Annotated in this window: 19 protein-coding genes; 13 read left to right on the top strand and 6 right to left on the bottom strand. The window is 73.2% G+C overall.

Features of this window, described 5'->3' with window-relative positions:
• The first annotated feature begins 76 nt into the window (after positions 1-76).
• The 3 genes from ACZ6ZT_RS26885 to ACZ6ZT_RS26875 all read left to right on the top strand — a co-directional run bounded on the left by ACZ6ZT_RS26885 (position 77) and on the right by ACZ6ZT_RS26875 (position 3975).
• Positions 77-655, top strand: coding sequence for a TerD family protein (locus ACZ6ZT_RS26885; protein ID WP_469722510.1), 579 nt, complete (start codon positions 77-79; stop codon positions 653-655).
• Positions 656-707: 52 nt separating this feature from the next.
• Entirely contained in the window at positions 708-2741 is a 2034-nt protein-coding gene (locus ACZ6ZT_RS26880; protein WP_469722508.1) for a TerD family protein, read from the top strand.
• Between the two features lie 244 nt (positions 2742-2985).
• Positions 2986-3975 (top strand): TerC/Alx family metal homeostasis membrane protein, encoded by a 990-nt coding sequence (locus ACZ6ZT_RS26875; RefSeq protein WP_469722507.1) that lies wholly within the window; start codon positions 2986-2988, stop codon positions 3973-3975.
• Between the two features lie 10 nt (positions 3976-3985).
• On the opposite strand, the gene ACZ6ZT_RS26870 is transcribed toward ACZ6ZT_RS26875, so the two are convergent.
• The 3 genes from ACZ6ZT_RS26870 to ACZ6ZT_RS26860 all read right to left on the bottom strand — a co-directional run bounded on the left by ACZ6ZT_RS26870 (position 3986) and on the right by ACZ6ZT_RS26860 (position 6838).
• Positions 3986-5332, bottom strand: coding sequence for an MFS transporter (locus tag ACZ6ZT_RS26870; RefSeq protein ID WP_469722505.1), 1347 nt, complete (start codon positions 5330-5332; stop codon positions 3986-3988).
• Between the two features lie 105 nt (positions 5333-5437).
• On the bottom strand, positions 5438-6094 hold the full coding sequence (locus ACZ6ZT_RS26865) for an MBL fold metallo-hydrolase (protein WP_469722503.1): 657 nt from the start codon (positions 6092-6094) through the stop codon (positions 5438-5440).
• A 51-nt stretch (positions 6095-6145) separates the two neighbouring features.
• Positions 6146-6838, bottom strand: a complete 693-nt coding sequence (locus ACZ6ZT_RS26860; protein ID WP_469722502.1) for a maleylpyruvate isomerase family mycothiol-dependent enzyme — start codon at positions 6836-6838, stop codon at positions 6146-6148.
• Positions 6839-7026: 188 nt separating this feature from the next.
• Here ACZ6ZT_RS26860 and uvrA point away from each other — a divergent pair, with 188 nt between their 5' ends.
• Entirely contained in the window at positions 7027-10008 is a 2982-nt protein-coding gene (gene uvrA, locus ACZ6ZT_RS26855) for an excinuclease ABC subunit UvrA (RefSeq protein ID WP_469722501.1), read from the top strand.
• Positions 10009-10073: 65 nt separating this feature from the next.
• On the opposite strand, the gene ACZ6ZT_RS26850 is transcribed toward uvrA, so the two are convergent.
• Positions 10074-10724 (bottom strand): NAD(P)-dependent oxidoreductase, encoded by a 651-nt coding sequence (locus ACZ6ZT_RS26850; protein WP_469722500.1) that lies wholly within the window; start codon positions 10722-10724, stop codon positions 10074-10076.
• Between the two features lie 70 nt (positions 10725-10794).
• Between ACZ6ZT_RS26850 and ACZ6ZT_RS26845 the strand changes: the two genes are divergently transcribed.
• Positions 10795-11400 (top strand): TetR/AcrR family transcriptional regulator, encoded by a 606-nt coding sequence (locus tag ACZ6ZT_RS26845; protein ID WP_469722498.1) that lies wholly within the window; start codon positions 10795-10797, stop codon positions 11398-11400.
• Positions 11401-11430: 30 nt separating this feature from the next.
• Here ACZ6ZT_RS26845 and ACZ6ZT_RS26840 read toward each other — a convergent pair whose 3' ends face one another.
• A complete protein-coding gene (locus tag ACZ6ZT_RS26840; protein ID WP_469722497.1) occupies positions 11431-12327 on the bottom strand; it encodes a carbohydrate kinase family protein in 897 nt (298 codons plus the stop codon).
• An 81-nt stretch (positions 12328-12408) separates the two neighbouring features.
• Between ACZ6ZT_RS26840 and ACZ6ZT_RS26835 the strand changes: the two genes are divergently transcribed.
• Positions 12409-12840, top strand: coding sequence for a Rieske (2Fe-2S) protein (locus ACZ6ZT_RS26835; RefSeq protein ID WP_469722496.1), 432 nt, complete (start codon positions 12409-12411; stop codon positions 12838-12840).
• Positions 12841-12870: 30 nt separating this feature from the next.
• Here the strand turns inward: ACZ6ZT_RS26835 and ACZ6ZT_RS26830 are convergent, their stop codons facing one another.
• Complete coding sequence (locus ACZ6ZT_RS26830) at positions 12871-13926, bottom strand: hypothetical protein (protein ID WP_469722495.1); 1056 nt, start codon at positions 13924-13926, stop codon at positions 12871-12873.
• Positions 13927-14179: 253 nt separating this feature from the next.
• Between ACZ6ZT_RS26830 and ACZ6ZT_RS26825 the strand changes: the two genes are divergently transcribed.
• The 7 genes from ACZ6ZT_RS26825 (at position 14180) to ACZ6ZT_RS26795 (ending at position 23907) form a co-directional block, all read left to right on the top strand.
• Positions 14180-14818, top strand: a complete 639-nt coding sequence (locus ACZ6ZT_RS26825; protein WP_469722493.1) for a papain-like cysteine protease family protein — start codon at positions 14180-14182, stop codon at positions 14816-14818.
• A gap of 5 nt (positions 14819-14823) precedes the next feature.
• A complete protein-coding gene (locus ACZ6ZT_RS26820) occupies positions 14824-15612 on the top strand; it encodes a hypothetical protein (RefSeq protein WP_469722539.1) in 789 nt (262 codons plus the stop codon).
• Between the two features lie 153 nt (positions 15613-15765).
• Complete coding sequence (gene uvrC / locus ACZ6ZT_RS26815; RefSeq protein WP_469722491.1) at positions 15766-17775, top strand: excinuclease ABC subunit UvrC; 2010 nt, start codon at positions 15766-15768, stop codon at positions 17773-17775.
• Positions 17772-18734, top strand: coding sequence for an RNase adapter RapZ (rapZ, locus tag ACZ6ZT_RS26810; protein ID WP_469722490.1), 963 nt, complete (start codon positions 17772-17774; stop codon positions 18732-18734). Before uvrC ends, rapZ begins: the two co-directional genes overlap by 4 nt.
• Entirely contained in the window at positions 18731-19804 is a 1074-nt protein-coding gene (locus ACZ6ZT_RS26805) for a gluconeogenesis factor YvcK family protein (RefSeq protein WP_469722488.1), read from the top strand. The genes rapZ and ACZ6ZT_RS26805 overlap by 4 nt, the downstream gene beginning before the upstream one ends.
• A complete protein-coding gene (gene whiA / locus ACZ6ZT_RS26800) occupies positions 19795-20790 on the top strand; it encodes a DNA-binding protein WhiA (RefSeq protein ID WP_053681599.1) in 996 nt (331 codons plus the stop codon). Before ACZ6ZT_RS26805 ends, whiA begins: the two co-directional genes overlap by 10 nt.
• A gap of 156 nt (positions 20791-20946) precedes the next feature.
• A complete protein-coding gene (locus tag ACZ6ZT_RS26795) occupies positions 20947-23907 on the top strand; it encodes a M14 family metallopeptidase (protein WP_469722486.1) in 2961 nt (986 codons plus the stop codon).
• Positions 23908-23990: the final 83 nt, after the last annotated feature.

The following is a 23990-nucleotide window of genomic DNA, read 5'->3' as shown; positions in this document are numbered from 1 at the left end:
TCAGTAGGGTTGGGCTCAGCCACGGTTACACGCTGCGCGCCCGTATACGGGGCGGGCTAGGGAGAGGGGACAGCGCGTGACGGTCAACATGACCAAGGGTCAGGCCATCAGTCTGCAGAAGACGGACGGGGGCACGCTGACCGCGGTCCGGATGGGCCTCGGCTGGCAGGCGGCCAAGCGCCGCGGGCTGTTCGGCTCGCGGACCCGGGAGATCGACCTGGACGCGTCGGCGGTGCTCTTCGCCGACAAGCAGCCGGTGGACGTGGTGTTCTTCCGGCACCTGCAGAGCGACGACGGCTCGGTCCGGCACACCGGGGACAACCTCGTCGGCGGCGTCGGCCAGGGCGGGGACGACGAGGCCATCCTCGTGGACCTCCAGCGCGTGCCGGTGCACATCGACCAGATCGTCTTCACGGTGAACTCGTTCACCGGCCAGACCTTCCAGGAAGTGCAGAACGCCTTCTGCCGCATCGTGGACGAGACCAACGGCCAGGAGCTGGCCCGGTACACGCTCGACGGCGGCGGCCAGTACACCGCCCAGATCATGGCGAAGGTGTCCCGGGTCGGCACCGGCTGGCAGATGACGGCCCTCGGCAACCCGGCCAACGGCCGGACCTTCCAGGACCTCATGCCGGCGATCCTGCCGCACCTGTAAGCGACCGCGGCGGTACGGAACAAGAGAAGAAGGCACGGGGGAGGGCTGCACGATGACGGCCGAACTGGTCCGGGGGCAGAACCACCCCCTGTCCCGCAACCGGGTGGAGATCAGGGTCTCGGCGGGCTCGGCCCTGCTGGCCCTGGCCTCCACCGCGGACGAGGGGGGCCGGCTCGCCGGTCCCCGGGCCCTGGCCCACCCCGGTGCCCGGGCCCTGCCGGGCCTGGAGGTACCGGACCGGGCCGGCGCCCGGCACCGGTTCACCGTCGATCTCGACGCCGTCGGGGCCGCCGCGCACCTGGTGCGGATCCTGCTGGTGCTGCCGCCGGGCGGACCGGCGCGCTTCGGCGCGGTCGCCGCCCCGCACGTGGCCGTGGCCGAACCGGAGGGCGCCGAGCTCGCCGGGTACACCGTCACCGGCCTGGACTCCGAGCGCGCCGTCGTGGCCCTGGAGCTGTACCGGCGCCAGGGCGCCTGGAAGGTCCGGGCCGTGGGTCAGGGCTACGCGGGCGGCCTCGGCGCGCTGCTGGCCGACGCCGGCCTGGCCGGACCGGCCGCCGCGGAGCTGACCGCCGCCGCGCTGGGGACGGTCGCCTCCGGGGACGTCACCCTGGCCGCCCTGCCGACCGGCGGGACGCCGACCGTACCGCGCGGACCGCGCGCCCCCCGGGACCCGGCGCCGGACGGGCTCGCAGGCCCCACCGCACCGGCCCCCGGGCCGCCGGACCCGCTGCCGGTCCCCGGGGCCCCGTACGCGGGCGCCCCCGGCCCGGCCACGGGCCCCGCGGCGGCGGACACCGTCGGGGGAGGGGCCGGAGCGGGAGTCGGGGCGGGAGCCGCCGCCGGGGGGCCGCCCACCATCGACTACGCCCACCCGCGCCGCCGCCGCACCACCGCCGAGGCGCCCGAACCGGCGCCCCGGCCCGCGCCCGCCGACGCCCCGGGACAGGCCCCGCGCCCGGTCGCCGGGGACGCGAGCGGCTGGTCCATGGACGAGCGGCTCTACAACCAGGTCTGGGGCATGTTCGAGGACCTGGCCCGGACCGTCGCCGCCTACCGCGGCGCCGTCGACTTCGCCGACTCCCGGCTGGACCGTGAGCTCGACGAGGCGCTGGCCGACCCACGCCACCGGCTCGGCGGCTCCGGCGACGCCGCCCGCAGCGTCGCCCGGGCCCGCCGCGACGACCTGGTCGCCCAGGCCCGGGCCGTCCTCGACCGGGACCTGGCCCAGCTGACCGCCGAGGCCGAGGTGGTCGAGCCGGCGCTCCCGGCCGCGTACGCCCGCTGGTCCGATCCCGTCTGGCAGGCGCACGCCGTCCCCGACGAGGGCCCCCTCGCCCTGCGCCTCGGCGATCTGAGCCTGCCCGAGCGGCCCGGGCTGCGGATCCCGATGCTGATGCGGCTCCCGCTGGAGCGCGGCCTGTGGATCGACAACGGCCGCACCGGCTCGGAAGCGGCCATGACCATGGACACCGACCGGCTGCGCCGCCTGGCCATGGACATGGCCGTCGCCCACGCGGCGCGGCTGCTGGCGGTCCACCCCGCCGGCCGGTTCTCCGTCCACGTCATCGACGCGGCCGGGGCCGCGGCCGCCTCCCTGGCCCCGCTGGTGCGCGCCGGAGTGCTCGCCTCCGCGCCCGCCGCCGGCGCCGACGGGGTCACCCGGGTCCTGGAGCTGCTGACCCGGCGCGTGGACCTCGTACAGATGGCGCTGCGCGCCGGGGCTCCGGAGGACCTGCCGCCGGACGTGGACCGGGCCGAGCAGCTGCTGGTCGTGCACGACTTCCCGCACGGTTTCGACGACCGGGCCGTCACCCGTCTGCGCTACCTGGCCGACGAGGGGCCCGCCGTCGGCGTGCACCTGCTGATGGTCGCGGACCGCGACGAGGCCTCCGCGTACGGGCCGCTGCTGGATCCGCTGTGGCGCTCGCTGATGCGGCTGTCGCCGGTGCCGGACCACCACCTCGCCGACCCCTGGGTGGGGCACGCCTGGACCTTCGAGCCGGACCTGCACCCGCCGGGCAGCCTGGTCCTGGCACAGGCGCTGGAGCGGGTGGCGCGGGCTCGGAGGGCGCCCCGCGGCTGAAGTCCCATGACCGGCAGCTGACCGCTTCTTGGTCTGCCCTTTACCTTTGCCCCCCTCCGCCGGTACTGTGGGACGCGCGGAGGGGAGTATTCCTGCTATTCCTTGCGCGGCGTGCCCGTCAATACGGACCTCCAGGTCCCGGGGCGCCGGCCCGCGGCCCCGACCGGGCCGCCCGGGTGGAAGAGACCTCCGGCAGCGATGACGCTGACCCTGTGCTGAGCCATCCGCCGGAGGCGTGAATACCGTGGACGTTTCTTTGACCCTCTGGGTGCTGACCATCGTCGGTCTGGGCATCCTCATCGGCGCCGATTTCCTCATCGGCCGCAAACCGCACGACGTTTCCATGAAGGAAGCGGGCATCTGGTCGGTCGTCTGGGTCGTGCTCGCCGTCCTCTTCGGCCTCGGCCTGCTGTTCTTCGGCAACGCCCAGGCCTCCCAGGAGTTCTTCGCCGGCTTCATCACCGAGAAGTCGCTGAGCGTGGACAACCTCTTCGTCTTCGTCCTGATCATGGCGAAGTTCGCGGTGCCCTCCCACCTCCAGCAGCGGGTGCTGCTGGTCGGCGTGCTGATCGCCCTGGTGCTGCGCGCGATCTTCATCGCCGCCGGCGCCGCGATCATCACCAGCTTCTCGTGGGTCTTCTTCATCTTCGGCGCGTTCCTGATCTACACCGCCTGGAAGCTCATCCAGGAGGCCCGCAAGGACGAGGAGGAAGAGGAGTTCGAGGAGAACCGCCTCCTGAAGTCCATCGAGAAGAAGTTCGGCGTCGCCGACCGCTACCACGGCACCAAGCTGTTCCTCCGCAGCAACGGCAAGCGGATCATGACCCCGCTGATGGTCGTCATGCTCGCCATCGGCACCACCGACGTCCTCTTCGCCCTGGACTCGATCCCCGCGATCTTCGGCCTCACCCAGGACCCGTACATCGTCTTCACCGCCAACGCCTTCGCCCTGATGGGTCTGCGCCAGCTGTACTTCCTGATCGGCGGCCTGCTGAAGAAGCTGGTCCACCTCAGCTACGGCCTGTCCGTCATCCTCGGCTTCATCGGCGTCAAGCTGGTGCTGCACGCCCTGCACGAGACCGGGGTACACGTCCCGACGATCTCCATCCCGGTCTCGCTCGGCGTCATCTGCGGCGTCCTGGTGATCACCACCATCACCAGCCTCATCGCCTCGAAGAAGCAGACGGCGGCCGAAACCGCCGCCGGCCCGAAGAACGAGAGCATCGACGCCTAGCCCGGTGGCGTTACGCGGGGGCGGCCGCTTCGGCCGCCCCCGTCGCCGTCTCCGCGCGCGCCCGGACCTTGGCCGGGTTGGTTTCCGGGAGGAGGGTGAAGCAGGCCAGGCTCGTCAGGGAGAGGGCGGTGAGGTAGACCGCCACGCCCCAGGGCGGGCCGGAGCCCTCCGCCAGGGCCGTCGCCACCACGGGGGTCAGGGCGCCGCCCAGTACGCCGCCCAGGTTGTAGCCGACGGCGGCGCCGGTGCAGCGGATCCGCGGGGCGTAGAGCTCGGGGAGGTACGCGCCCACCACCGCGAACGCCGAGACCATCCCGAACAGCGCCCCGGCGCAGCCGACGGTGACCAGCAGCGGGTCCGCCGTGCGCAGCAGGGCCACGAAGGGGAACATCCACACCGCGCAGGCCGCGCTGCCGGCCAGGCAGAGCGGGCGCCGCCCCCAGCGGTCGCCGAGCAGCGCGAACAGCGGGGTGAGCAGTCCGTGCAGCAGGACCGCCGCCATCACGCAGGCCAGCATCACGGTGCGGTCCAGGCCCAGCCGGCCGGTGGCGTACGCGAGGGACCAGGTGGTGACCGCGTAGAAGACGGCGTAGCCGAAGGCCAGCGCCCCGCCGGTGAGCAGGAGCAGTCGCCAGTGGCCGCGTACGACCTCGGTGAGCGGGGCCTCGGCCCGTCGGCCGGTCTCGGTCAGGGCGCGGAACTCCGGCGTCTCCTCGGCCGCCCGGCGCAGCCACAGCCCCGCCAGCGCGAGCAGCCCGGCGCCCCAGAACGGCACCCGCCAGCCCCAGGCGGTGAACTGCGCCTCGCTCAGCGTCCCGGACAGCGCGAGGACCACGCCGTTGGCGAGCAGGAAGCCCACCGAGGGGCCCATCTGCGGGAAGCCCGCCCACAGCCCCCGGCGGCCCTCCGGCGCGTGCTCGGCGGTCAGCAGGACCGCCCCGCCCCACTCGCCGCCGAGTCCGAGCCCCTGAAGGAAGCGCAGCAGGAGCAGCAGGGCGGGGGCGGCGATCCCGATCGAGGCGTACGAGGGCACGCAGCCCACCGCCACCGTGGCGAGGCCGGTGAGCAGCAGCGAGCCGAGCAGCACCGGGCGTCGGCCGTACCGGTCGCCGATGTGGCCGAAGAGGACGGAGCCGAGCGGGCGGGCGAGGAAGCCCACGCCGAAGGTGCCGAAGGCGGCGAGGGAGGCGGCGAGCGGCGAGAAGGCGGGGAAGAACAGCGGGCCGAGGACCAGGGCGGCGGCCGTGCCGTAGGCGAAGAAGTCGTAGAACTCGATGGCGGTGCCGGCGAGGGAGGCCAGGGCGATGCGCAGCATCGAGGGGGAGCTGCCGGGGGGCGGGATGGGGTGTCGTTGCATGCTGCAGCAACTACCCCGGTCCGCCGCCCCGGGACGTGCGTTCGGTGGGCGTCCACCGGAAGGAGTGCAGGTCACCGCCGCGCTGACGGCGGTCAGGTCATCGGATCACCAGCCGCGTTCGCGCCATTCCGCGAGATGCGGCCGCTCGGTGCCCAGGGTGGTGTCGTTGCCGTGGCCCGGGTAGACCCAGGTCTCGTCCGGCAGCTGCTCGAAGAGCTTGTGCTCCACGTCGTCGAGCAGGTTCACGAAGGCCTTCGGGTCGTCGTGGGTGTTGCCGACGCCGCCCGGGAAGAGGCAGTCGCCGGTGAACACGTGCGGGTGACCGTGCGGGTCGTCGTAGACGAGCGCGATCGAGCCGGGGGTGTGGCCGACCAGGTGGCGGGCGGTCAGCGAGACCCGTCCGACCGTGATCGTGTCCCCGTCCCCGACCGGTACGTCCGTGGCGACGGGGATGCCCTCCGCGTCGAGGGCGCCCGCGTACGTCCGCGCCCCGGTGGCCTCCACGACGGGCGCGAGCGCGCCCCAGTGGTCGCCGTGCCGGTGGGTGGTGACGACGGACGCGATGCCGTCGTCGCCGATGAGCCCGAGCAGGGTGTCCGCCTCGGCGGCCGCGTCGATCAGCAGCTGCTCGCCGGTGGCCCGGCAGCGCAGCAGGTACGCGTTGTTGTTCATCGGGCCCACGGCGACCTTCGAGATCATCAGGTCCGCGAGTTCGTGCACGTCGGCAGGGCCGCCGACCTTCACCGCTCCGCTGTACGTCATATCGTCGATCCTAAGGGTGTGAGGGGTGCGGGGAGGGCTGAGAGCGGGGGCTCAGAGCGGGGGGAGCTCGGGCAGGCCGCCGCCCGTTTCGACGGTGAGGCCGGCGCCGCGGGCGCCGCGGCCGGCCAGCCAGGCGAGCAATTCGTCCCCGGGGCCGGAGAGGGTCACGGGGGCGCCCTCGGAGCCGCCGGTGTGCCAGACCCGGCCGTCCGGGGTCCGCAGGGTGACGGGCGGGACCTCGGGGCGGCCGGACCAGCGGGCGGCGAGGAAGGCGATCTCGCGCTCGGTGAACTCCTCGGGGAGGTCGCCGAGCCCGTAGCCGATGTTCAGGTCGACGTGGTGCAGCTCGACCTCGACCAGGCGGCGGAACGGCACGTTGGCGGCGAGGTCGGTGACTCCGCCCCGCAGCTCGACCGTGCGCGACCAGTCCTGCGCGGGCTCGGTGGTGGCCAGGAAGCGGCCGGAGGAATCACGGAGGTCCCGCAGGTGTTCTTCCAGGGGCCGGTCGGCGTCGCGGGCGATGTCCGCGTCGCGGGCGGCCGCGCTCTCGTACATGGGGCGGCCCTCGAAGACGTTGACGAGGGCGTCGGCGTTGCGCGCGAGGTGGGCCAGGATGTGGCCACGGCTCCAGCCGGGGAGGTGTGACTCCCCGGCGAGGTCGGCGTTGTCCAGTTTCGTGACCGCGGTCAGCAGTCGCTCCGTGGCTTCACGTACAGATCGCAGGTCGTGCACATGATCAGTCATGGATCCGAGCGTAGTGGTCCCCGGGCCCGTGCCACACGATCGGGTGAAGCCGTCTTGCGGGTGCCGTAAATCGAATGTGCGTGCTATACGCTCGGTAGACCAGACCCACTCCATCGCAGAGGCGCCCCCCATACCCTGGATAGCCGGGGCCCGTGCCCCCGCTTCTCTCAAGAAAGGTGCGGACCGGCGTGACCGACCGTCTCATCGTTCGTGGCGCTCGCGAGCACAACCTGAAGAACGTCTCGCTCGACCTGCCCCGCGACTCGCTCATCGTTTTCACCGGACTCTCCGGCTCGGGCAAGTCCTCCCTGGCCTTCGACACGATCTTCGCGGAGGGGCAGCGCCGCTACGTCGAGTCGCTCTCCTCCTACGCCCGCCAGTTCCTCGGGCAGATGGACAAGCCCGACGTCGACTTCATCGAGGGCCTCTCCCCGGCCGTCTCGATCGACCAGAAGTCGACCTCGCGCAACCCGCGCTCCACCGTCGGCACCATCACCGAGGTCTACGACTACCTCCGCCTGCTCTTCGCGCGCATCGGCAAGCCGCACTGCCCCGAGTGCCGCCGGCCGATCTCCCGCCAGTCGCCGCAGGCGATCGTCGACAAGGTCCTCGCCCTCCCCGAGGGCAGCCGCTTCCAGGTGCTGTCGCCGCTGGTGCGCGAGCGCAAGGGCGAGTTCGTCGACCTCTTCGCCGACCTCCAGACCAAGGGCTACAGCCGGGCGCGGGTGGACGGCGAGACGATCCAGCTCTCCGAGCCGCCGACGCTGAAGAAGCAGGAGAAGCACACCATCGAGGTGGTCATCGACCGCCTCACCGTCAAGGAAAGCGCCAAGCGCCGGCTCACCGACTCCGTCGAGACGGCGCTCGGACTCTCCGGCGGCATGGTCATCCTGGACTTCGTCGACCTCGCCGAGGACGACCCCGAGCGCGAGCGGATGTTCTCGGAGCACCTGTACTGCCCGTACGACGACCTCTCCTTCGAGGAGCTGGAGCCGCGCTCCTTCTCCTTCAACTCGCCGTTCGGCGCCTGCCCCGAGTGCACCGGCATCGGGACGCGCATGGAGGTGGACCCGGAGCTGATCGTTCCGGACGAGGACAAGTCCCTCGACGAGGGCGCCGTCTCGCCGTGGTCGCTCGGCCACACCCGGGACTATTTCCAGCGCCTCGTCGGTGCGCTCGCCGGCGAGCTGGGCTTCCGTACCGACATCCCGTGGGCCGGACTGCCGCTGCGCGCGAAGAAGGCCCTGCTGTACGGGCACAAGACGCAGATCGAGGTGCGCTACCGCAACCGGTACGGCCGCGAGCGCGCCTACACCACGGCCTTCGAGGGGGCCGTGCCCTTCGTCAAGCGGCGGCATTCGGAGTCCGAGAGCGACGCCAGCCGCGAGCGCTTCGAGGGCTACATGCGCGAGGTGCCGTGTCCGACCTGTGAGGGCACCCGGCTCAAGCCGATCGTCCTCGCGGTGACGGTGATGGAGAAGTCCATCGCCGACGTCGCCGCGATGTCGATCAGCGAGTGCGCGGACTTCCTGGGGCGGATGCGGCTCGACGCCCGCGACAAGAAGATCGCCGAGCGGGTGCTGAAGGAGGTCAACGAGCGGCTGCGCTTCCTCGTGGACGTCGGCCTGGACTACCTCTCGCTCAACCGCGCCGCCGGCACCCTGTCGGGCGGCGAGGCCCAGCGCATCCGGCTGGCCACACAGATCGGCTCCGGCCTCGTCGGCGTGCTGTACGTCCTGGACGAGCCGTCCATCGGCCTGCACCAGCGGGACAACCACCGGCTGATCGAGACGCTGGTGCGGCTGCGGGACATGGGCAACACCCTGATCGTCGTCGAGCACGACGAGGACACCATCAAGGTGGCCGACTGGGTCGTGGACATCGGCCCCGGCGCCGGTGAGCACGGCGGCAAGGTGGTGCACAGCGGTTCGCTCAAGGAACTGCTGAAGAACTCCGAGTCGATGACCGGGCAGTACCTGTCGGGCAAGCGGTCCATCCCGGTGCCGGACGTACGCCGTCCCGTGAACGGCGAGCGGAAGCTGACCGTGCACGGCGCCAAGGAGAACAACCTGCGGGACATCGACGTGTCCTTCCCGCTGGGCGTGCTCACGGCGGTCACGGGCGTCTCCGGCTCCGGCAAGTCGACCCTGGTCAACGACATCCTGTACACGCACCTGGCGCGCGAGCTGAACGGCGCCCGGTCCGTGCCGGGCCGCCACACGCGGGTCGAGGGCGACGACCTGGTCGACAAGGTCGTCCACGTCGACCAGTCGCCGATCGGCCGCACCCCGCGGTCCAACCCGGCGACGTACACGGGCGTCTTCGACCACGTGCGCAGGCTGTTCGCGGAGACGATGGAGGCGAAGGTGCGCGGCTACCTGCCGGGCCGCTTCTCCTTCAACGTCAAGGGCGGCCGGTGCGAGAACTGCTCCGGCGACGGCACCATCAAGATCGAGATGAACTTCCTGCCGGACGTGTACGTCCCGTGCGAGGTCTGCCACGGCGACCGGTACAACCGGGAGACGCTGGAGGTCCACTACAAGGGCAAGTCCATCGCGGAAGTCCTCAACATGCCGATCGAGGAGGCGCTGGACTTCTTCGAGGCGGTGCCGACCATCGCGCGGCACCTGCGCACGCTGAACGAGGTGGGGCTCGGCTACGTCCGGCTCGGCCAGTCGGCGCCGACGTTGTCGGGCGGTGAGGCGCAGCGCGTGAAGCTGGCGTCGGAGCTGCAGAAGCGGTCGACGGGGCGGACGGTGTACGTCCTGGACGAGCCGACGACGGGTCTGCACTTCGAGGACATCTCGAAGCTGATCAAGGTGCTGTCGGGGCTGGTGGACAAGGGGAACTCGGTGATCGTCATCGAGCACAACCTGGACGTCATCAAGACCGCGGACTGGGTCGTGGACATGGGCCCGGAGGGCGGCTACGGCGGCGGACTGGTCGTCGCGGAGGGGACGCCGGAGCAGGTGGCGTCGGTGGGGGCGAGCCACACCGGCAAGTTCCTGCGCGACATCCTGGGCGCGGACCGGGTCTCGGACGCGGCGGTGCCGGTGGCGCGGACGGAGAAGAAGACGGCCGCGAAGAAGACGGCCGCGGTGAAGAAGGCCGCTCCGGCGAAGAAGGCGGCCCCGGCCAAGAAGACGGCGGCCCGCGCCCGCAAGGCGTAGGGCGTCCGCAAGACACGGCGGCCCCCGCCCCCCCGGTCGACCGGGGGGGGGCGGGGGCCGCCGTGTCAGGTGGCCACGCCCAGGGCGTGGCGCGCGGTGGCGGGGTCCGGGAGGGTGGTCAGGAGGGCGTCGGCCACGTCGGCGCGGGGGATGACCCTGCCGTTCGGGACGTTGGCGTCGAGGGCGCGGCGGTAGGTGCCGGTGCGGGGGCGGTCCAGCAGGCGGGGCGGGCGGACCACCGTCCACTGGAGGCCGCTCGCCGCGAGGGCGGCCTCCATCGCCGCCAGGTCCGCGTACACGTCACGCAGCGCCCTGCGCAGCAGCGGGTACATGACCTTGCGCAGCAGCAGCCCGTCGCCCGGGGCGTCCGGGCCGAGGGGGGCCGCGCTGATCGCCGACAGGCGGGACACGCCCGCCCGGTCCATCGCCGAGACGATCGCCCGCAGGGCCGGGCCGGCCACGGGGGTGAGTCGGGCCTGCTTGTTGCCGGAGGCGCCGAGCGCGGAGACCACCGCGTCCCGCCCCGCGAGGACCGGCACCAGCGCGTCCTCGTCCGTCAGGTCGCGCAGCACCTCCACCCGTAGCCGCTCGTGCGCCGGCACGTCCAGCCGGGCCGGGTCGCGGACGACCGCCGTCACCTCGTGGCCCGCCGCCAGCGCCTGGCGCACGACCTCGCGGCCGACCCCGCCAGTGGCTCCGAACACCGTGAGTTTCATCGTGGCCCCCTGGTCGGAGATCGATGGTGGGTGAGTGTTCACTCACCCCCGTGTCCCTTAGGGTGAGTGAATGCCCACCCCGAAGTCAAGCCGCCCCACGCCCGAGCGGCTGCTCGACGCCGCCGAGACCCTCATGCGCACCGTCGGCCTCGCCAACGCCACCACCAAGGCCATCGCCCGCGAGGCGGGCTGCTCCGAGGCCGCGCTCTACAAGCACTACGCCAACAAGGAGGAGCTGTTCGTCCGCGTGCTGATGGAGCGCACACCGAGCGCCGGCCCGCTGATGGCCGCCCTCACCGCCGAACCGGGGGAGCGCACCGTCGAGGAGGCGCTGACCGGCATCGCCCGCCACGCCGCCCTCTTCTACGCCGACGCCATGCCGCTCGCCGCCTCGCTGTTCGCCGAGCCGGCCCTCCTCAGCCGGCACCGCGAAGGCGTCCAGGAGATCGGCGCGGGCCCGCACGTGGTGCGCGACGCCCTGGAGGGACGGCTGCGCCGCGAGCTCGCCGCGGGCAGGCTCCGCGCGGACGCGGACCCCCGGGCCGCCGCGGCCCTGCTCCTCGGAGCCTGCTTCCAGCGGGCGTTCTTCCTGCACTTCTCCGGCGCCGAGGTGGTCCAGCCGGTCGAGGAGTTCGCCCCGGCCATCGCGCGCACCCTGTGGGCCGCCCTCGCCTGAGCCCCCTGGGCGCGTCCTAGCGGCCGAGCCCTAGCCGTCGAGCCCGAGCTCCGCCGCGTACGGCGGCTCCGCGCCCGCCCGCGAGCAGGTCAGCGCGGCGGCGCGGGCGGCGAAGTCCAGCGCGGCCGGCCAGTCCACCGCCCCGGCGCCACCGACGTCACCGGCGCCGGCGAGCCGGTACAGCAAGGCGGCGTTGACGGTGTCGCCCGCGCCGATCGTGTCCACGACGGCCACCGGCCGGGCCGCCGCCGTGTACTCCTCGCCCCGCGCCGTCCGCACGGTCAGCCCCTCCGCTCCCCGGGTCAGCACCACCGCCGACGGCCCGGCCGCCAGCCAGTCCTCGACCCGGCCGCCCAGCCACGCCGCGTCCTCCTGCGACAGCTTGAGCACCGACACGTACGGCAGCCAGCCCCGGAACCGCTTCCGGTAGGCCGCCGGGTCCGCGATCAGCGCGGGGCGCACGTTGGGGTCCAGCAGGGTGGTCAGGCCGCGCCGCGACTCGCGCCGCAGCAGGGCCTCGTACGCGCTCGCGCCCGGCTCCAGCACCAGCGAACAGGTCCCGAGCGCGAGGGCCCGTACGCCCGGAGGCAGCGAGGGCGGCAGCGTGAACAGCCGGTCGGCGGTCCCCTCGGTGTAGAAGCGGTACGCGGCCGAACCGTCCGGGCCCAGCGAGGGCACGGCCAGCGTGGTCGGCTCCGGCCCGCGCCGCACCAGCGACAGGTCCACCCCGGCGGCCCGCAGCCCGGCCAGCAGGACCTCGCCGAAGCCGTCCGCCGACACCCGGGAGCAGAAGGCGGCCTCCGCCCCGAGCCGGCCCAGCGCCAGCGCGGTGTTGTACGGCCCGCCGCCGGGCCGGGGCAGCAGCGCGCCCGGCGGCTCCGCGAGGGGCACGAGGTCGATCAAGGCTTCTCCGCCGACGACGATCACGCGGGGGAAGCTACCCCATCGGCCGCCGGTATCGTCGGGTGGGCCCGCCCGGGCACCGTCGTCTCGCGCCAGGAGAACCGCATGTCCGCGTCGCAGTCCGCCGCCCGCCGTACCGTCCTCAAGGGCGCCGCAGCGCTCGCCGGGGCCGTGGGCGCCGCAGCGGCGCTCTCCGCCTGCTCCACGGAGTCCGGCAGCGGCGCGGGCTCCCCGGCGGTCCCGGCGGAGCCGGTCGAGCTGGGCGCCGTCGGCGAGGTCCCGGTGGGCGGCGCGAAGCTGTTCCGGGAGCGCAAGGTCGTCGTCAGCTGTCCGGCGGAGGGCCAGTACAAGGCGTTCAGCGCCCAGTGCACGCACGCCGGGTGCGTCCTCGACAAGATCGTCAAGGGGGAGGGGAACTGCCCCTGTCACGGCAGCCGCTTCGACGTCACCACCGGAAAGGTCCTCCAGGGCCCGGCGAGCGAGCCGCTCCCGTCCGTGCCGGTCAAGGCGGAGAACGGCAGGCTCATCGCGGGCTGAGCGGGAGCGGGCGGCCCGGACGGCCCGGGCTCAGTCCCAGTCCCAGGCGATGCCGAGCAGCCCCCGCCGGACGCCCTGCTCCACCAGGTGCACCGCCCGGTGCCGGCCGCTCGGGGTGAGGTCCGCCAGGCCGGTGCGCGGGGCGTCCGGGCCGGTGCGGGCGAAGCGGCGGCAGCGCACCGGCAGGGCCGCCTCGTCGAAGCGGACCTGGAGCATGTACTGGCCGCCCGCGTAGCTGAAGCCCCGTACGTACTCCGTGCAGCGCGCGCCCGTGCCGTCCTCGACGCCGTAGCCGAAGACGTACGTGTCCCCGCGCCGCAGCCGGGCGTCGAAGAGCAGCTCCGCCACCACCACCCCGGCCTCCCGGTGGCGCCGGACCCGGCCGGTGCGGCAGTTCTCGTACGCCGTCACGCGCACCCGGTCGGCGTCGCACCCGGGGTCGCCGTGGTGGACGGCGAGGTAGCGGTCGACGCCGTCGCGGTGGGCCCGCACGATCTGCTGGGACTCGCGCGTGCGCAGTTCGCCGCCCGGGCCGATGCGGACCCGCTCGTGGTGGCCGACCGAGTGCAGGCCCCCGTCCGCGGGCAGCTCCATGGCGGCCAGCAGCTGCTCGACGGCCGCGCCGACGCCGACCAGCGCCCGGTACGAGCGGGCCGCCGGGCGGCCGGAACCGGGCCCGGCGCCCTGGCCGGAGCCGCTCAGCAGGCGCAGGAGGGCGCCGTCGGGCAGCTCCAGGATCTGCTCCAGCGCGGCGACGGCCCGCAGCGACTCCGGGTGGCGCGGGCGCCGGGCGCCCTGCTGCCAGTAACTGAGGCTGGTCACGCCGAGCTTGATGCCGCGCGCCGCGAGCCGGTGCTGCACCCGGTGCAGGGGCAGGCCACGGACGGCGAGGGCGGTGCGCAGCGCGAGGTGGAAGGGGCCCTCGCGCAGCAGGCGGCGGAGTTCGGCCACGACGGCGGAGTCCGCGGGGTCGGCCGGGCCCGCCGCGCGCGCCCGGTCCGCCGGTCCTGCCGGGTCCGCCGGCCCCGCCGGGTCTGCCCCGCGCGTCCGGTCCGCCGTCGGTGCCTGGTCGCCGGTCGGCCGCATGGCGACTCCTCTGTGAACGTTCACACGCGCCGACGTGGGGGCCGGGCGCGGCCGGGCCGGTGGGGCCGGGGGAAGCAGGTGGAACGACGACAACCGTTCACACCACAACCCCACCGTTCACACTGCGATGTCACCGCGTATTGAAGCGTGTTGACCTGATCGCGACAACTCCCCGATGCTCCTCCACAGCGTCCGGACGCGCTCCCCCCACCCCCCACTTCCCACCTCGGGTCCCCACCTCGGGAGGAACGCGATGCGCAACGACAGAACACGGCGGCTTTCCCCGGCCGCCCTGCTCGCCGCCCTGCTCCTGCTCCTGTTACCCCTCGGCGCCGGTACCGCCACCGCCGCCGCCCCCACGGGTACGGACACCACCACCCTCACCGCCCCGGAAACCCCCGGCGCGGCCCTGTCCTCCAAGCGGCTCGGCATCACCATGCAGGCCCAGCAGAAGAGCAACTGGTGCTGGGCGGCGAGCGGCAACACCGTGGCCACCTGGTTCGGCCGCGGCTACAGCCAGAACCAGTTCTGCAACGCCGCCTTCAACCGCCAGCAGAACACCGAGTGCCCCAACAACCAGGCCACCCTCGGCAACGTCCAGACCGCCCTGCGCTGGGCCGGGATCAACTCCGGCAGCTACGTGACCGGCTGGCTCCAGTACGCGACCGTCCAGACCGAGATCAACAACGACCGCCCGGTCGAGACCCGCATCCAGTGGTCCAACGGCGGCGGCCACATGCACGTCATCTACGGCTACGACACCGCCAACAGCTGGGTCTACTGGGGCGACCCCTGGCCCTCCAGCGACCGCTACAACTGGGCCTCGCACGCCTGGTACGTGGACAACGGCACCTTCTCCTGGACCCACTCCCTCTACCGGATCGGGGCGTGACCGCCATGACCGTGCGCTCCGCCGCCGCGGCCGCCCTCGCCGCCGCCACCGCCGTCCTCGCCCTGGCGGCCGCGGCCGGACCGGCCGCCGCGACCCCGGTACCCCAGCCCCGGACGGCCACCGCCGAGAACCTGGCGGCCGCCCACGAGGCCGCCGCCGCCCCCGACACCCTGGCCACCCTCTCCCGGTTCTTCGCCCGCGAGGGCAAGGTGGCGGCCACCGCCGCGTCGCCCCGCATCGAGGGCGGGGCGATCCCCGTCAGCTACCTCTCCCCGGACTTCGTCGCGGGCCGGGCGGGGGCGGGCGTGGCCCGGCTGGAGTACCTCGCCAGCCAGGCGGTCTCCTCCGACGGGCAGCGGGCCGCGCTGTGGACCGCGCGGACCGCGTCGGGCTGGCAGGTGGTGAACATCGCCACCGGCGACGACGAGTTCCGGTACGCCCGCCTCGGCGCCGAGAAACTCCCCGGCGGCACCGTCTTCCGCGAGCCGCAGATCGACGCCTGGTACGTGGCCGGGGGCGAGCGGGTCCTGCCGCTGGACGAGGACGCCGTACGGGCCGTCGGCGACCGGGGCACCAGTCTGGACGCGTACCGCACCCGGGTGACCAGGGCGTACGGGGACAAGCTGCCCGGCTCCGCCTACGCCAAGGCGGGCGCGGCGGGCGGCTTCGCGGAGCCCGCCCCGGCCCCGGCCGGCCCGCCGGCCGCGGCGCTGGCCGGCGGCGCCGGGGCGCTGGCGCTCGGCGCGACGGCCTCGGCGCTCGTACTGCGCCGCCGCCGCACCCCCGCGGCCTGACCCCCCCCGCCCGCGCGGCCCGGCCACCGCCAGGGGCCGGGCCCCGCGGGCCGGGGGCACCACGGGCCGCGGGGCACGGAAACGGGCCGGGGGACCGCCGGGGCCGGGCCGGGGTACGGTTCGTTGTCGGTGGGCGACAGTAGGGTGGGCGGCATGGCCGACCCTTCCAGCTATCGCCCCGAGCCCGGGCAGGTTCCCGACTCCCCGGGGGTCTACAGGTTCCGCGACGAGCACCGCCGGGTGATCTACGTCGGGAAGGCCAAGAGCCTGCGCCAACGCCTGGCCAGCTACTTCCAGGACATCGCCAACCTGCACCCCCGTACCGCCACCATGGTCACCACGGCCGCCTCCGTCGAGTGGACGGTGGTCTCCACCGAGGTCGAGGCGCTCCAGCTCGAATACTCCTGGATCAAGGAGTACGACCCCCGGTTCAACGTCAAGTACCGGGACGACAAGAGCTACCCCTCCCTCGCCGTCACCATGAACGAGCAGTACCCCCGGGTCCAGGTCATGCGCGGCCCCAAGAAGAAGGGCGTGCGCTACTTCGGCCCCTACGGCCACGCCTGGGCCATCCGCGAGACCGTCGACCTGATGCTGCGCGTCTTCCCGGTCCGCACCTGCTCCGCCGGCGTCTTCAAGCGCTCCGCCCAGATCGGCCGCCCCTGCCTGCTCGGCTACATCGGCAAGTGCTCGGCCCCCTGCGTGGGCCGGGTCACCCCCGAGGAGCACCGCGAACTGGCCGAGGACTTCTGCGACTTCATGGCCGGCCGCACCGGCACCTACCTCTCCCGCCTCGAACAGCGGATGCACGAGGCCGCCGAGGAGATGGAGTACGAGAAGGCCGCCCGGCTGCGCGACGACATAGGGGCCCTGCGCCGGGCCATGGAGAAGAACGCCGTCGTCCTCGCCGACGCCACCGACGCCGACCTGATCGCGGTCGCCGAGGACGAGCTCGAAGCCGCCGTGCAGATCTTCCACGTACGCGGCGGCCGGGTCCGCGGCCAGCGCGGCTGGGTCACCGACAAGGTCGAGGCCGTCGACACGGCCGGGCTGGTCGAGCACGCCCTCCAGCAGCTGTACGGGGAGGAGAAGGGCGAGGCCGTCCCCAAGGAGGTGCTGGTCCCGGCGCTCCCGGAGGACACCCCGGCGCTGAGCCAGTGGCTGGCCGCCCGCCGCGGGTCCCACGTCAGCCTGCGCATCCCCCAGCGCGGGGACAAGAGGGCCCTCATGGAGACCGTCCACCGCAACGCCCAGCAGTCCCTCGTCCTGCACAAGACCAAGCGTGCCAGCGACCTCACCACCCGCTCCCGGGCCCTGGAGGAGATCGCCGAGGCCCTGGAGCTGGACGGCGCCCCGCTGCGCATCGAGTGCTTCGACATCTCCCACCTCCAGGGCGACGACGTGGTGGCCTCGATGGTGGTCTTCGAGGACGGCCTCGCCCGCAAGAGCGAGTACCGGCGCTTCCAGATCAAGTCCTTCGCGGGACAGGACGACGTCCGCTCCATGCACGAGGTGGTCTCCCGGCGCTTCCGCCGCTACCTCCAGGAGAAGCTGAAGACGGGCGAGTGGTCCCCCGAGGACGGCGAGGAGCCGCTCCCCGAGGACGACGGCCGGCCCCGCCGGTTCGCCTACCCGCCCCAGCTCGTCGTGGTCGACGGCGGGCAGCCGCAGGTGGCCGCCGCCCAGCGGGCCCTGGAGGAGCTCGGCATCGACGACGTGGCGGTGTGCGGCCTCGCCAAGCGGCTGGAGGAGGTCTGGCTGCCCGGCGAGGCCGACCCGGTCGTGCTGCCCCGCAGCAGCGAGGGCCTCTACCTGCTCCAGCGGGTGCGTGACGAAGCCCACCGCTTCGCCATCCGCTACCAGCGCGACAAGCGCGGCAAGCGGCTGAGGTCGGGTCCGCTGGACGAGGTGCCCGGCCTCGGCGAGAGCCGCAAGCAGGCGCTCATCAAGCACTTCGGTTCGGTGAAGAAGCTGAGACAGGCGACAATCGAGCAGATCTGCGAGGTCCCGGGCATAGGGCGCAAGACGGCCGAGACCGTGGCCGCGGCGCTCGCCCAGGCTCCTCCGGCCGGTCCTGCCGTCAACATGGCGACAGGAGAGATCATGGAGGACGAGACACCCGCACCGGCGGGAGCAGCGTCCGAACGGGGGACCGAGCAATGACCGAGCACGAGACCACGCACGAGACCACGCACGACCGAGACGGAGCAGCACAGGTGAGTACGGGCACGACAGTGGAGCCCGGCGACAACGCCGAGGCGGCCATCCCAGAACTGGTGATCATTTCCGGGATGTCCGGGGCCGGCCGCAGCACCGCGGCCAAGTGTCTGGAGGACCTCGGCTGGTTCGTCGTCGACAACCTCCCGCCGGCGTTGATCCCCACCATGGTGGAGCTCGGCGCCCGCTCGCAGGGCAACGTGGCGCGCATCGCCGTCGTCGTCGACGTCCGCGGCCGCCAGTTCTTCGACGCCCTGCGCGAGTCCCTCGCCGACCTGGAGTCCCGCGGGGTCACCCGGCGCATCGTCTTCCTGGAGTCCTCCGACGACGCGCTGGTCCGCCGCTTCGAGTCGGTCCGCCGCCCGCACCCCCTCCAGGGCGACGGCCGCATCGTGGACGGCATCGCCGCCGAGCGCGACCTGCTGCGCGAGCTGCGCGGCGACGCCGACCTGGTCATCGACACCTCCAGCCTGAACGTGCACGAGCTGCGCGCCAAGATGGACGCCCAGTTCGCGGGCGACGAGGAGCCCGAGCTGCGGGCCACCGTCATGTCCTTCGGCTACAAGTACGGCCTGCCCGTCGACGCCGACCTCGTGGTCGACTGCCGCTTCATCCCCAACCCGCACTGGGTCCCCGAGCTGCGCCCCTTCACCGGGCTCAACGAGGAGGTGTCGGGGTACGTCTTCAGCCAGCCCGGCGCCAAGGAGTTCCTCGACCGCTACACCGAGCTGCTCCAGCTGATCGCCACCGGCTACCGCCGCGAGGGCAAGCGGTACGTGACCATCGCGGTCGGCTGCACCGGCGGCAAGCACCGCAGTGTGGCCATGTCCGAGAAGATCGCCGCCCGCCTCGCCTCCGAGGGAGTCGAGACCGTCGTCGTCCACCGGGACATGGGGCGCGAGTGACCGGACGCACCCTGCGGCTGCGCCGGCTGCGCCGCCTCAACCCCGCCCGGGGCGAGGACGGCACGGCGGTGCGCACGGGCCGCCGCGGCGCGGCGGCGGCCAAGGTCGTGGCCCCCAAGGTCGTCGCCCTCGGCGGCGGCATGGGCCTGTCGGCCTCCCTCGCCGCCCTGCGCCGGATCACCGGTGAGCTCACCGCCGTGGTCACCGTCGCCGACGACGGCGGCTCCAGTGGCCGGCTCCGCGAGGAGCTCGGCGTGCTGCCCCCCGGCGACCTGCGCAAGGCGCTGGCCGCGCTGTGCGGGGACGACGACTGGGGCCAGACCTGGGCCCGCGTCATCCAGCATCGCTTCCAGTCGCGCGGCGACCTGCACGAGCACGCCGTCGGCAACCTGCTGATCGTCGCCCTGTGGGAGCAGCTCGGCGACCCCGTCCAGGCCCTCGACCTGGTCGGGAAGCTGCTGGGCGCCCAGGGCCGGGTGCTGCCGATGTCGGCGGTGCCGCTGGAACTCCAGGCCCTGGTCAAGGGGCACGATCCGGCCCGCCCGGAGGACGTGGACACCGTACGGGGACAGGCCACCGTGGCCCTCACCCCCGGCGAGGTGCTCTCCGTCCAGGTCGTGCCCCGCGACCCGCCGGCCGTGCCGGAGGCCGTCGCCGCCGTGCTCGACGCCGACTGGGTGGTGCTCGGGCCGGGGTCCTGGTTCTCCTCCGTGATCCCGCACCTGCTGGTGCCGGAACTGCTCGACGCGCTGATGGTGACGAAGGCCCGCCGGGTCCTCTCGCTGAACCTCGCGCCGCAGCCCGGTGAAACAGAGGGCTTCTCTCCGCAGCGTCATTTGGAGGTTTTGGCCCGACACGCCCCTAAACTCGCCCTGGACGTGGTGCTGGCCGACGAGGCCGCCGTGCCCGACCGCGAGTCCCTCGCCGATGCCGCGAAACGCTTCGGTGCGGCGGTCGAGCTGGCGCCCGTGGCCAGACAGGACGGCTCTCCGAAGCACGATCCGGAGCTGCTGGCCGCCGCGTACGACCGTATTTTTCGGATGCATGGAAGGATCGGCCCATGGCGATGACGCCCGCGGTGAAGGATGAGATTTCCCGCCTCCCCGTCACCCGGACCTGCTGCAGGAAGGCGGAGGTCTCGGCGATCCTTCGGTTCGCGGGCGGGCTGCACCTGGTGAGCGGCCGCATCGTCATCGAGGCGGAGCTCGACACCGGGGTCGCGGCGCGGCGCCTGCGCAAGGACATCCTGGAGATCTTCGGCCACTCCTCGGACCTGGTCGTGATGGCCCCGGGCGGACTGCGCCGGGGCAGCCGCTTCGTCGTACGGGTCGTCGCGGGCGGGGACCAGCTGGCCCGGCAGACCGGCCTCGTGGACGGCCGCGGCCGCCCGATCCGCGGTCTGCCCCCGCAGGTGGTCTCCGGGGCCACCTGTGACGCCGAGGCGGCCTGGCGCGGTGCCTTCCTGGCCCACGGCTCCCTCACCGAGCCGGGCAGGTCCTCCTCCCTGGAGGTCACCTGCCCCGGCCCCGAGGCCGCCCTGGCCCTGGTGGGCGCCGCCCGCCGGCTCTCCATCGCCGCCAAGGCGCGCGAGGTGCGCGGCGTGGACCGGGTCGTCGTCCGTGACGGCGACGCGATCGGCGCGCTGCTGACCCGCCTCGGTGCCCACGACTCGGTGCTGGCCTGGGAGGAGCGGCGGATGCGGCGCGAGGTGCGCGCCACCGCCAACCGTCTCGCCAACTTCGACGACGCCAACCTGCGCCGCTCGGCGCGGGCCGCGGTGGCCGCCGGGGCCCGGGTCCAGCGCGCGCTGGAGATCCTCGGCGAGGAGGTCCCCGAGCACCTCGCCGCGGCCGGCCGGCTGCGCATGGAGCACAAGCAGGCCTCCCTGGAGGAGCTGGGCGCGCTCGCCGACCCGCCGCTGACCAAGGACGCCGTCGCCGGCCGGATCCGGCGCCTGCTCGCCATGGCCGACAAGCGGGCCCAGGACCTGGGCATCCCGGGCACGGAGTCCAACCTGGACCTCAGCGAGGAGCTGGCCGACAACATGGCCGGCTGACAGCCCCGGCCGCGGCCCGTCCGCACCTGCTCCGTAAGGGGCCCGCACGCTCACCCGTGCGGGCCCCTTCCCGGTACGCCCCATTGACATGAGCACGGGCCGGTCGTGAGCCTGGCGTCCGCACGTTTTCGTGGCAGACGACGCCCAGGGGGGCACATGAGGCACCGCGCGAGATCCATCCTCGCCGCAAGCGCACTCGTCTTCACCACCACACTCGCCGCGCTACCCGCGACGGCCCAGGCCCGGCCCGCCGCCGCGGCCGCGTCCGGCGCGGACGAGGTCCGGGTCTACGACGCGGCCATCACCAAGGAACAGGTCCCGCTCGTCCTCGCGGCCGGCCAGGACGCCCACGAACTCGCCGAACGCGCCCCGCAGACCGGGACCGCCGAGGTCGAGCTGTTCCTGACCGGCGACCAGGCCGCCGGGCTCGCCGCCCAGGGCGTCAAGCTGGCCGAGCGCAAGGTCGCGGCCCAGGGGCTCGCCCGGGCCAAGGCCGCCGGGGACGGGGTCTTCCGCCCGTACAGCGGCAAGGGCGGCCTCCAGGAGGAGATCCTCACCACCGCCCGGCAGAACCCCGCTCTCACCAAGGTCGTCTCCATCGGCAAGACCGTCCAGGGCAAGGACATCCTGGCCCTCAAGGTCACCAAGGACGCCAAGAAGACGAAGGACGGCGACAAGCCGTCCGTGCTCTACATGTCCAACCAGCACGCCCGCGAGTGGATCACCCCCGAGATGACCCGGCGGCTGATGCACCACACCCTGGACGGCTACGGCAAGGACGCGCGGATCACCAAGCTGGTGGACTCCACCGAGCTGTGGTTCCTGCTCTCGGCCAACCCCGACGGCTACGACTACACCTTCAGCGCCGACAGCGCCCGGCTGTGGCGCAAGAACCTCCGCGACAACAACGGCGACGGCAAGACCACCGCCGTGGACGGCGTCGACCTCAACCGCAACTTCGCCTACAAGTGGGGTTACGACAACGAGGGTTCCTCCCCGAACCTCTCCAGCGAGACCTACCGCGGCCCGAAGGCCTCCTCCGAGCCCGAGACCAGGGCCCTGGACGCCTTCGAGAAGCGGATCGGCTTCCGCTACGCCATCAACTACCACTCCGCCTCCGAGCTGCTGCTCTACGGGGTGGGCTGGCAGGTGGCCACCCCCACCCCCGACGACGTCGCCTACAAGGCCCTCGCCGGCACCCCGGAGCACCCGGCCGTCCCCGGCTACTACCCGCAGCTCTCCTCCGAGCTGTACACCACCAACGGCGAGGCCGACGGCCAGGCGGCCAACGCCAACGGCGTCATGATGTTCACGCCGGAGATGACCACCTGCCAGACGGCCTCCGCGAGCGACCCGAACGACGCCTGGAAGCCCGAGGACTGCCCCTCCGGATTCAACTTCCCCGACGACGAGAAGCTGATCCAGCAGGAGTTCGCGAAGAACGTGCCCTTCGCGCTGGCCGTCGGCGAGAGCGCCGCCCACCCCGACCAGCCCTCCTCCCCGGTCGGCCTGAGCGCCGCCGACTTCACCCTCGACCCCTTCACCACCTCCTACGTGGAGCGCGGCGAGGACCAGACGGTCTCCGTCACGGCCCGCAAGGCGCTGAAGGACAAGGCCCTCAACTTCCGGATCAACGGCGGGCGCACGCACGACGACGCCCTCAAGGCCTGGAAGGGCGGTGACGTCTACGGCGGCGAGGACAACAACTGGTTCGACGAGTACCGCGCCAAGGTCGACGGCGCCAAGCCCGGCGACAAGGTCGAGGTCTGGTTCAGCGGCCGCGACCGCTCCGGCAAGCCGGTCTCCAGCGAGCACTTCACGTACACCGTGGCGCAGCGCCCGCACGCCGACGTCCTGGTGATCGCCGAGGAGGGCGCCAAGGCCCAGTACGCCCGGACGTACGTGGACGCGCTGCGCGCGAGCGGCCGGTCGGCGGCGGTCTGGGACGTGGCCGCCCAGGGCGTCCCGCACCACCTCGGGGTGCTCTCGCACTTCCGCACCGCCGTCCACTACACCGGGGCCAAGGCCCCCGGCGGCGAGACCCAGCTGGCCGTGCGCGACTTCCTCAACGAGGGCGGCAGGCTGATCGAGGCCGGTGAACTGGCGGGCGGCAGCGCCAAAGTCGGCCGCGCCCTGACGGACGACTTCAGCCAGTACTACCTCGGCGCCTACGGTCGGGCGAGCGCCCCCGGCCCCACCGGCTTCACCGGGGCGGGCACCCTCGCCGGGGCCAAGGGCGCCCTCGGCGGCGCGGCGGGCAACCCGCTCGACGCCCCCGGGGCCTACACCGTCACCTCCGACACCCTGGCGCCGGCGCTCTTCCCGCAGTTCAAGAGCGCGCAAGCGGGCCAGTACGCCGGGGTCGTGAACCCGTACGCCCCCTACGCGGGCAGCGGGATGGCCGCGGCCACCCATGACGACGACGACTGGAAGCGCCTCACCCGCACCATCGACCTGACCGGGGTCACCGCCGCCGAGCGGCCGCAGCTGAAGACGGCCCTCAACTGGAACACCGAAGAGGGCTACGACCACGCCGTCGTGGAGGCCCGTACGGCCGGCGGCGAGGACTGGACCACGCTTGCGGACACGGGCGGGCTGAGCTCCACCGCCGTCCCGGCGGAGTGCGGGGCCGGGTTCTTCGTCAACGACCACCCGTTCCTGCGGCACTATCTCACCCTCGACGGCGGCGGCTGCTCGCCGAGCGGCACCAGCGGCCGGTGGAACAGCTTCACCGGCTCCTCCGGCGGCTGGAAGCAGGTCTCCTTCGACCTGAGCGCCTACGCGGGCAAGACCGTCGAGGTCTCCCTCTCCTATGTCACCGACCCCGGTTCGGGCGGACGCGGCGTCTTCGCGGACGAGGCACGGGTCTCCGTGGGCGGCGCGGACCAGGCCGTCGAGGGCTTCGAGAGCTCGCTCGGCGCCTGGACCGCGCAGGGCGCGCCGGCCGGAAGTCCCGATGTTCCGGGCGATTGGTCCAGGGCCGGCGAGCTGTTCAAGTCCTTCGCATCGGTCACTACGCGTAACACGGTTCTGCTCGGCTTCGGGCTGGAGCACCTCCCGGCGGCGGCGGACCGCGCCGTACTCGTCGGTAAGGCGCTTCGCTCGCTGAGCCGCTGACCTGCCGTCCCACCCCCGATCACACGGAGTGAGCGGGACCGGAGCCGCGAGGTCCTGTGTCAGGACGCCTGGTACAGGGCCTC

It is taken from the genome of Streptomyces sp. NPDC102258 (assembly GCF_055584685.1).
Note: the sequence above shows the minus strand (reverse complement) of the source record. Positions and strands in the feature narration are given on the sequence as shown.